Source organism: Erwinia sp. B116, from assembly GCF_002865965.1.
Lineage (GTDB): Bacteria > Pseudomonadota > Gammaproteobacteria > Enterobacterales > Enterobacteriaceae > Erwinia.
Genome location: NZ_JRZZ01000069.1, coordinates 1 through 9,697, shown reverse-complemented (window position 1 = coordinate 9,697; position 9,697 = coordinate 1). Strand labels below are relative to the sequence as shown.

At 49.7% G+C, this 9,697-nt stretch carries 7 protein-coding genes and 1 tRNA gene; 6 read left to right on the top strand and 2 right to left on the bottom strand.

Features of this window, described 5'->3' with window-relative positions; all coding sequences use genetic code 11:
• The first annotated feature begins 350 nt into the window (after positions 1-350).
• The 4 genes from efeU to phoH all read left to right on the top strand — a co-directional run bounded on the left by efeU (position 351) and on the right by phoH (position 4,970).
• Positions 351-1,184: an iron uptake transporter permease EfeU gene (gene efeU / locus NV64_RS22060; RefSeq protein ID WP_056234300.1), complete on the top strand. Its 834-nt coding sequence runs from the start codon at positions 351-353 to the stop codon at positions 1,182-1,184.
• Between the two features lie 52 nt (positions 1,185-1,236).
• Positions 1,237-2,364 carry an iron uptake system protein EfeO gene (gene efeO / locus NV64_RS22055; RefSeq protein ID WP_101506794.1) on the top strand — a complete coding sequence of 376 codons (1,128 nt, stop codon included), beginning with the start codon at positions 1,237-1,239 and terminating at the stop codon, positions 2,362-2,364.
• Between the two features lie 6 nt (positions 2,365-2,370).
• Positions 2,371-3,654, top strand: coding sequence for an iron uptake transporter deferrochelatase/peroxidase subunit (gene efeB, locus NV64_RS22050; RefSeq protein WP_101506793.1), 1,284 nt, complete (start codon positions 2,371-2,373; stop codon positions 3,652-3,654).
• Positions 3,655-4,181: 527 nt separating this feature from the next.
• Positions 4,182-4,970, top strand: coding sequence for a phosphate starvation-inducible protein PhoH (gene phoH, locus NV64_RS22045; RefSeq protein ID WP_056234139.1), 789 nt, complete (start codon positions 4,182-4,184; stop codon positions 4,968-4,970).
• 81 nt (positions 4,971-5,051) lie between these two features.
• On the opposite strand, the gene NV64_RS22040 is transcribed toward phoH, so the two are convergent.
• Positions 5,052-5,792: a nitroreductase family protein gene (locus tag NV64_RS22040; protein ID WP_101506792.1), complete on the bottom strand. Its 741-nt coding sequence runs from the start codon at positions 5,790-5,792 to the stop codon at positions 5,052-5,054.
• 153 nt (positions 5,793-5,945) lie between these two features.
• A tRNA-Ser gene (locus tag NV64_RS22035) sits at positions 5,946-6,033 on the bottom strand.
• A gap of 1,106 nt (positions 6,034-7,139) precedes the next feature.
• Here NV64_RS22035 and dgt point away from each other — a divergent pair.
• Both dgt and NV64_RS22025 read left to right on the top strand, forming a co-directional pair.
• Positions 7,140-8,645 carry a dGTPase gene (gene dgt / locus NV64_RS22030; RefSeq protein ID WP_101506795.1) on the top strand — a complete coding sequence of 502 codons (1,506 nt, stop codon included), beginning with the start codon at positions 7,140-7,142 and terminating at the stop codon, positions 8,643-8,645.
• Between the two features lies 1 nt (position 8,646).
• Complete coding sequence (locus NV64_RS22025) at positions 8,647-9,321, top strand: hypothetical protein (RefSeq protein WP_101506791.1); 675 nt, start codon at positions 8,647-8,649, stop codon at positions 9,319-9,321.
• Positions 9,322-9,697: the final 376 nt, after the last annotated feature.

Here is a 9,697-nt window from a genome sequence, read left to right as displayed (position 1 = left end):
CACTCAGCACTCAGCACTCAGCACTCAGCACTCAGCACTCAGCACTCAGCACTCAGCACTCAGCACTCAACGCTCAACGCTCAACGCTCAGTAACGCATCCCCCTCAACACCTCCCTGATATCTTTAGAGCTCGCCCTCAAATTTCAGCGATAGCGCTGGGCATCCCGCCTGGTTTCTGAGCGCATAGTTGCCCCGCGTTACAATTGCTTAATCATTCTGCCGTCACGGACCTGCGAAATATCCCACCGCCATCTTGTAATTGTGCAGGCCGATAATGATAATCGATATCGTTCTGATTTTACTTTTCTTTACCGCACCTGACTTAATTTCACAGTTTGAGGGTACCCGCATGTTTGTCCCGTTTCTGATTATGCTGCGTGAAGGGCTGGAAGCCGCGCTGATCGTCAGCCTGATCGCCAGCTACCTGAAGCGCACCCAGCGCAGCCGCTGGTTCGGCGCAATGTGGGTGGGTGTGGTGGTGGCTGCCGTACTGTGCCTGGCGCTGGGCTGGTTTATTAATGAAACCACCGGTGAGTTCCCGCAGAAAGAGCAGGAGCTGTTTGAGGGCGGTGTCGCGGTGGTGGCGGTGGTGATCCTCACCTGGATGGTGTTCTGGATGCGTAAAGTCTCCCGCAACGTCAAGGCCCAGCTGGAAGACGCGGTAGACAGCGCTCTTAATAAGGGCAACAGCAGCGGCTGGGCGCTGGTGATGATGGTGTTCCTGGCCGTAGCGCGTGAAGGGCTGGAGTCGGTGTTTTTCCTGCTGGCCGCCTTCCAGCAGGATGTCGGTTACGCGCCGCCGCTGGGGGCAATGCTCGGCCTTGCCACCGCGATCGTGCTGGGCATGCTGATCTACTGGGGCGGCGTGCGCCTTAACCTGGCCGCGTTCTTTAAGTGGACCAGCCTGTTTATTATCTTCGTGGCCGCCGGTCTGGCGGCCGGTGCTATTCGCGCCTTCCACGAGGCGGGCCTGTGGAACCACTTCCAGGACGTGGCCTTTGATTTCAGCAACCATCTCTCCACCCACTCGGTGTTCGGCACGTTGCTGGAGGGCATGCTCGGCTATCAGGAAGCGCCGAGCGTCAGCGAAGTGGCGGTGTGGCTTGCCTATCTGATTCCGGCGCTGCTGCTGTTTATGCTGCCAGCGCGCTCTGCGGTTAACCCGGCGCGTACGTCGCGCTAAGTTCTTCCGGCGCTCGCCGCGCCGGGCTCACATAACAGACAGGGATTTACTCATGACTCAAACTTTTCGCCGTCAGGCTCTGAATGCCGCGCTGCTGGCCGCGCTGACCTCCTCCGGTGCTGCGCTGGCCGCGACGGTTCCGCAGGTTAACGTCAGCGTGACCGACAAGCAGTGTGAGCCGATGTCGCTGACCGTTAACGCCGGTAAAACGCAGTTCATCATCAAAAACAACAGTTCGAAAGGGCTGGAGTGGGAGATCCTGAAAGGGGTGCTGGTGGTGGAAGAGCGCGAGAACATCGCGCCCGGCTTTACCCAGAAGCTGACCGCCAACCTGCAGCCCGGCGAATATGAGATGACCTGCGGCCTGTTAAGCAACCCGAAAGGCAGGCTGATCGTCAAAGACACCGGAGCCAAAGTCAGCAACGGCAAGCAGGACGTGCTGCAGCTGGCCGGCCCGATCGCGGAATACAAAGCCTACGTTACCGGGGAAGTGGTTCAGCTGGTAGCCGGCACCAAAGCCTTTACCGACGCGGTAAAAGCCGGCGATCTGGAGAAGGCGAAGTCGCTGTACGCGCCAGCCCGCCAGCACTACGAGCGCATTGAGCCGATTGCCGAGCTGTTCTCTGACCTCGATGGCAGCATCGACGCCCGTGAGGATGACTTCGAGAAGAAAGCAGAAGATCCGAAGTTCACCGGCTTCCACCGTCTGGAAAAAATCCTGTTTGGTGATAACACCACAAAAGGTGCGGATACGTTCGCCGACCAGCTGTACAAAGATACCCTCGAACTGCAGACCCGCATCAGCGAGCTGGCCTTCGCGCCGGGCAAAGTGGTGGGTGGCGCAGCCGGTCTGATTGAGGAGGTCGCTTCAAGCAAGATCTCCGGTGAAGAAGATCGCTACAGCCGTACCGACCTGTGGGACTTCCAGGCCAACGTTGACGGTGCGAAGAAGATCGTCGATCTGCTGCGCCCGCTGTTGCTGAAATCCAACCCGGAACTGCTGGCAAAAGTGGACGGTAACTTTAAGAAGGTGGATACCATTCTGGCTAAGTACCGCACCAAAGACGGCTTTGAATCTTACGAAAAACTGACCGATGCCGACCGCACCGCCTTAAAAGGTCCTGTTACCAGCCTGGCTGAGGATCTGGCGCTGCTGCGTGGCACCCTGGGCCTGGACTAACCGATTATGGCAAAACCACTGGACGCGCCGGCTTCGGCCACGCGTCGTCGTTTACTGAAGGGCATGGGCATCCTTGGCGGTGCCCTCGCCGCGGCCGGCGGCTGCCCGGTCCATGCCGCACCGGCTGAAAATTCGTTTTCACCGGGCGCGTTATCGCCGGCGGCGCGTCAGCAGCGGCAGCCGTTTTACGGCCCGCACCAGGCCGGCATCATCACGCCGCAGCAGGCGGCGATGATGCTGGTGGCGTTTGACGTGCTGGCCAGCGACAAAGCCGACCTGCAGCGCCTGCTGGCGCTGCTGACCCGGCGCATTGCCTTTCTGACCACCGGCGGTAAAGCACCGGCGGTGACCAATCCGCAGCTGCCGCCGCTGGACTCCGGCATTCTGGGCGAGGATATCTTCCCGGATAACCTGACCATTACCCTGTCGGTCGGCTCGTCGCTGTTTGATGAACGCTTTGGCCTGCAGGGGCAGCAGCCGCTGAAACTGCAGCGCATGACCCGTTTCCCGAACGACGCGCTGGACGCGGCGCTGTGCCACGGCGACCTGCTGTTGCAGATCTGCGCCAATACCAACGACACGGTGATCCACGCGCTGCGCGATATTATCAAGCACACGCCGGACCTGCTCAGCGTGCGCTGGCGGCGCGAGGGGTTTATCTCCGATCACGCCGCGCGCAGCCAGGGTAAAGAGACGCCGATCAACCTGCTGGGCTTTAAAGACGGCACGGCTAACCCGGATTCGGCGGACGCCGCGCTGATGAACAACATCCTGTGGGTCACCGCAGGGCAGGGGGAACCGGCCTGGGCGGTGGGCGGCAGCTATCAGGCGGCGCGCATCATTCAGTTCCACGTCGAGTTCTGGGACCGCACGCCGCTGCGCGAGCAGCAGACCATCTTTGGCCGCGAAAAGCTCAGCGGTGCACCGTTAGGGATGACAAAAGAACACGACGTGCCGGACTACGTTGCTGACCCGGACGGCGACGTGATCCCGCTGGACGCACATATCCGGCTGGCCAACCCGCGCACGGCGGAAACGCAAAGCAGCCTGATGCTGCGGCGCGGCTACAGCTATTCGCTGGGGGTGTCGAACAGCGGGCAGCTGGATATGGGATTACTGTTTGTCTGTTATCAGCACGACCTGGAGAAAGGCTTCCTCGCGGTGCAAAAGAGATTAAACGGTGAGGCGCTGGAAGAATATATCAGGCCGATTGGCGGCGGCTATTTCTTTGTGCTACCGGGGGTGGCGGACGCCCGGCATTACCTCGGGCAGTCGCTGCTTGAAGCGTGATGAATAGGCGATTATTGCGCCACTCCGGCAGGTTCAGGCGCTATTTCCGGCGTTGTCTTAAAAGGTTCATATTGCCGTTAAAATAACTAACCTTTTGATTTATATGTGTTGTGTTAAAACTAACCGCCGTGGCTTATTTGCCAGGCGGTTTTTTATTCTCTCCGGGTAAATTTATTGTTGCATTCGCACTCAGTTTTGTTGCACTTTATTCACAGCGGTAGTCTGAATGTGTTTAAGTCCCACACAGGAGTCGCGAATGGTAACGTCCTTCTACGGACATAATGGTTACACTCTGAAACACAACGCCGGTAGTTGTGCTGGCCTCCCTCTCACTTCGCTCTTTTACTTCCTTACACTCCGATTTTTATCTGATGCAATGCTTTCCACCAGGCAACGGGCAATCGCCCCTCGTCCTCGTCAATTAATGGCAGTAACCGGCTTAACAGGAAGCCAAGACCTCTAAAGCGTTCACGTAATCGCATCGCCGTTGCTGATGCGGGAAATGAAACCAACTGTAAGGTGCCACTATGGGAAGACAGAAAGCAGTGATCAAAGCGCGTCGTGAAGCCAAACGTGTGCTTCGTAGTGATTCACGCAGTCACCGTCAGCGCGAAGAAGAGTCGGTCACCTCGCTGGTGCAGATGGGCGGGCTGGACTCGATTGGCATGGCACGCGACACCCGCGACCATTCGCCGATTGAAGCCAGAAATGAAGCTCAGGCGCACTATCTCCACGCCATAGAACACAAACAGCTGATCTTCGCCACCGGTGAAGCCGGCTGTGGTAAGACCTGGATCAGCGCCGCTAAAGCGGCCGAAGCCCTGATCCACAAGGACGTTGAGCGGATTATCGTCACCCGTCCCGTTCTGCAGGCCGATGAAGACCTCGGTTTCCTGCCTGGCGATATCTCCGAGAAATTTGCCCCGTACTTCCGTCCGGTTTACGACGTTCTGGTTAAACGTCTTGGCTCTTCCTTTATGCAGTACTGCCTGCGGCCGGAAATCGGCAAGGTGGAGATTGCGCCATTCGCCTATATGCGCGGGCGCACTTTTGAAAATGCCGTGGTGATCCTTGATGAGGCGCAGAACGTCACCGCCGCACAGATGAAAATGTTCCTGACCCGCCTTGGCGAGAACGTCACGGTGATCGTTAACGGCGATATCACCCAGTGTGACCTGCCGTCGCACGTCAAATCGGGCCTCAGCGATGCGCTGGCGCGCTTTGAAGAAGACGAGATGATCGGCATCGTCCGCTTCGGTACCCAGGACTGCGTGCGTTCGGAACTGTGCCAGCGGACGCTGCTGGCTTACAGTTAATCCCCATTGTGAACTACCCGGCCCGGTGCATCTGCACCGGGCTTTTTATTTTCTGCTTTATGCCGTAGCGCCAGGCGCCGCTTACTTATCGATGCCAAAGCCCTGCTGCAGCACCGCGCCGCGCACCTGCGGGAAGTAGATATGCTGATAGTAGCTGGCGGTATTGACCCCCCAGTTATCGCCATCTGCGCGTCCGCTCTCCTGCCAGTGACGCACCAGCACCTGGTTATAGGCCTTAATCACCTCCGGCAGATGCTGCGCGTCGTAGCGCTCTTCATGGCGGAAACCGGCCAGCGACATGCGCGGCTTCTGCAGCGCCGGGGTATCGATATAGCCGAGCACCACGCCCGCCACCGGGAAGGTCAGCTCCGGCAGTTCCAGCAGTTCAATCAGCGCCTGCGGATCGCGGCGGATGCCGCCGATCGGCACCACGCCGAGGCCGTGCGAACGCGCCGCCGCCATTACCGTCGCCAGCGCAATGCCGACGTCGGTAGAACCGGAAATCAGGCTCTCCAGGCTCTGGTGGGCAATCTGCTGTTTGCCTTCGGCTTCGATCGCCAGCTGGCTTTTATGCATATCCAGTACAAAGGTGATAAACACCGGTGCCTGGGCAATCCACGCCTGGCCGCCGGCCAGTTCAGCTATCTTCGCGCGGGTCGCCGGGTCGCGCACCACCACCAGGGAGACCTGCTGGGAGTTCACCGAGGTCGGGGCCAGCCAGGCGGATTCGACAATGTCGTCCAGCACCGCGTCATCGATCGGCTTAGACAGGTAGCTGCGATCGCTGCGGTGGCTTTTAAGCAGTTGGGTGGTTTCGTTCATAGTGTTCTCGCGTCGCCAGCGGCGATTGTCAAAGGAAGTGGCGGGTAAGATAAGGGAAGCGGAGCGGGGTGCGCTGGTCAGTTTGTGCGGCAGATCACATTTTTTGGGCAAAAAAAAAGTCTGAACCGCAGTTCAGACTTTTCTTCAGAATGATGGTGGTGAGAGAGGGGTTCGAACCCTCGATACGTTGCCGTATACACACTTTCCAGGCGTGCTCCTTCAGCCACTCGGACACCTCACCACAGTTTTTCCGCCAGCCTCACCGGCTAACGGAGCGCTACTATAGGGATACGCCCGTAACGGGTCAAGCACTATTTCCCGCGCTGATTCCGTTCGCTTAAGAGATGTACAGCGCCACTTCATTTTTGCTAGAAAGTACTGCAACATCGCCCTTATCAAGGTTGAAGTTGACAACTAGCATTTTCAACAGCAGGGTTAATCCTTTAGCTGCCGCATGCCTTTCATTCGGAAAGCGAATTTACGCCTTAACTCTTCTGGCATTAGCAAAAAGTGGGATCGGATACTACCAGTTTGAGGTAGGAATCCTATGTAGGTTTACTCAATTCAGCTTGATTCAAAGCAAAGAAGGTCATTGTTTCGATGAATCAATATTTTTTTCTTGGGTCAACATCTGCTCAGAGAAATCGTTGTCATGTCGATACTTTTTATCGAGTAATCAAGATTGAACTTAATTGTAGCATTAATAAGAAAGTTATTAACAGATTGTGGATACCTGCTATATTTACAAGTTACTCATATAAGAAGTTATTGATTGAGCGAAAATTAACGAATCATAATCCCCTACCCTAAGTACCATATGAATGGTACGTGCAGGAGTGTTGGTGTTTATTTTTATTAACTATTAATAAAAGGGGAGTAATAACATGAACGCTTAACTTTGGTTTTTTGTCTTAAAAAACAAGTAACAACTTAAGGGGCAGTAAAGGATATTGCGAGCGGTGTAAAGGAAAACACCATGATTAATATAAAGTTTATTTTAATTTAATTTAATTTAATTTTTAAGGTCGTAGTTTGTCAATCGTATCGATCATTTTTTTATCGTATTCAATTTGTTATTTATTCTGGTTTTTTTTAATAGCTCTAAAAGTTTTTTTATTTTTTTTGGGTTGCATAAGGTGTTTTATGACGGATCTAGCACTTAACTCGCGCTGGTTTTTCCATTCCACTACACCTTGTGTTTATTTAATTTTATGTAACTCCATACAAATCATTCATTTGTTAAATTAATTGATTTTATTTTAATTTGGTATATTATAGTAGTGGTTGTTAATCGTTGCTTTTGTTTCTATTTAAATAATATTACTTCTGGAGAAAAAAGTGCAAAATATGATTTCATATGAACGACGTAGAAAATCAGGAGCTGAACATGATTCTTTCTTGTCAGCCACTCAAAGTGATCGTGCAAGGTTTATATATTCTGCCGCATTTAGACGTCTTCAACAAAAGGCGCAAGTTTTTTCTTTAGAGAGTAACTCATCAGTTCGCTCACGTTTAACACACTCTATAGAAGTTTCTCATATCGGAAGATATATTGTTACTCAAGTGATGTCGAAATTGATTAATTCGAAACATATCAACAAAGAGGATAAAGATTTTTGGACTGAAAACAGTCTGGCATTATCGAATATAGTTGAAATAGCATGTCTCATGCATGATGTAGGGAATCCTCCTTTTGGGCATTTTGGTGAAGCGGCCATCCAAAAATGGGGTTGCTCAGATGAACTAACCTCGGCTTTGAAAGAATCTTTAAATTTGGAAGGCGATTATAAAAATCAATGTGATTATTTGTTAGATGATTTCAAGAGATTTGATGGTAATCCTCAAGGTTTTCGTGTTATTACTCGTTTGCAAGGTGAGGATGGTTATTATGGATTAAATCTAACATATACTCAGTTAGCGTCATTTTTAAAATATACATATTGCCCTGAAACTCTTGATAAAGAAAAACCATTCAGTAAGAAAATCGGTTATTTTTCAACAGAAAAAAAAATCATTCAGGATGTATGGGAAAAAGTAAAAATTCCAAAGCATACTAGGCATCCTTTAGGGTATCTCATGGAAGCTTCTGATGATATATCTTATTGCATTAGCGATATTGAAGATGGTATTGAGAAAAAAATAATATCTGTCGAAGAATTTAAAAACTTTACTGTTAATCGCCTTAATGATTTAAAACACGATTTTCCAGATGATGCTAATTTATGTGAGGTTTTGATCGGCAACTTAAAAAGTAGCCATAAAAACCCGATTAGTAATTTTTTGTCGTTTAAAACTAAACTCTCTAATATATTAGTAGAGCGAGCATCACAGAATTTTGTTGAGAACTATTATGATTTTACAAGCCTTAAAAGGAGCAAGGTTTTAATAGCTAAAGAAACGTTTGAATATTGTCTTTTGAAAATATTAAAAGATTTTACATCTAATAATTTATTTACCTCATCAGAGGCTGAGTGTATGGAGTTGTCAGGATTTTCAATTATAAAAGGGATATTATTTGAATACACCAAATTGCTTGCCATTAGTAAAGAAAAATTTGCTTATTTAGTTGTTAAGGATAATGCTGAGATAGCTAAAATGGATCTTCACATTGAACGGAGACTTTTCAATAGATTGCCGAGAAAACATGTTGATGCCTACAAAACATCAGTGTTAGATATTCCAACGAATGACGAAAAATACAGTGACATCAGTTTTTTAGAGAAGCTAAAAATTCTTGATAAAGAAAAAGAATGGAACTTGAGAGCTCATCTTATTATTGATTTTGTGTCAGGTATGACAGATGTATACTCCATGGATATGTATCAAATGTTAAGAGGAATAAAGGTAAAATAGTATGAATACATACGGACAAAACTTCAATGTTAAATTTAATAGACATCCATTCTCGTGGGTTCGTCATTTATTGAATAATTCTTTAAGTTCAGGAGTTTTGTCTGATAATGCATCATTGATCTTTAGCAAGTATATCTATGTTCCACAGTCTTTTATAGATAAAAGAACCTATCAAACAATTCCATTTGTTCAGCTAAATGAGTATTTTCTCTTTAATGCTTTCTCAGAGTTAAAAGAGGGAGAGGAAGTTGCGATTCACTCCTCCGTTCAAGATTTTGGAAGGGACTTGCATATTCCTCTTATTGACTTTGGAAAGGTGGAAAGAGGGATAATAGATCCTATGCCTTTAAGGGAATTATCCTATAATTGGGGGATGGGCTTCTATATATATAATAGCGGTAGATCATTTCATGCATATGGAAGTCGGCTCATTAATGGTTCGGAATGGATAAAATTCATGGGAAGCCTGTTGTTACTTAACAAGCCCAGTGGGTTTAAATTAATTGATGAACGATGGGTTGGGCATCGAATAATGGCTGGTTATTCGGCTTTGAGATGGTCGAATAATAGCTCGTTCTACAAAAAGACCCCCACATATGTTGGGTATTTTGATAGTGGTGGTATTTATTGGGATAATTTAAATGTTAATAATAATACTTTTTTAGGGGGTAATTGATCCAATGTAATATATTTAGGGTTTGTTTTTTTGCCTAGGGCTTGTAGCAACCCTAAATAGCTGTTCCGAATAGTAGATCTCTTTAAGGGAACTCAGAGCGGATTGTGCGATCTCATAAATCGCTAAACATCGCAAATCACCAACCGGACTGAACGATGCCGATCAGAGCTCCAATCCCACGTAGTGAACGACGTCTGATGCAGAAAACCATTCACAATACTAAATAGCTGTTCGGAATAGTAGATCACTTCGAGGGAACTCAGCCCGGATTGTGCGATCTGATCAATCGCCAAACCAACCCTATCACCAACCGGACTGAGCGATGCCGATCATAGCACCAATAACCCGTACCGAACGACGCCTGATGCAAAAAACG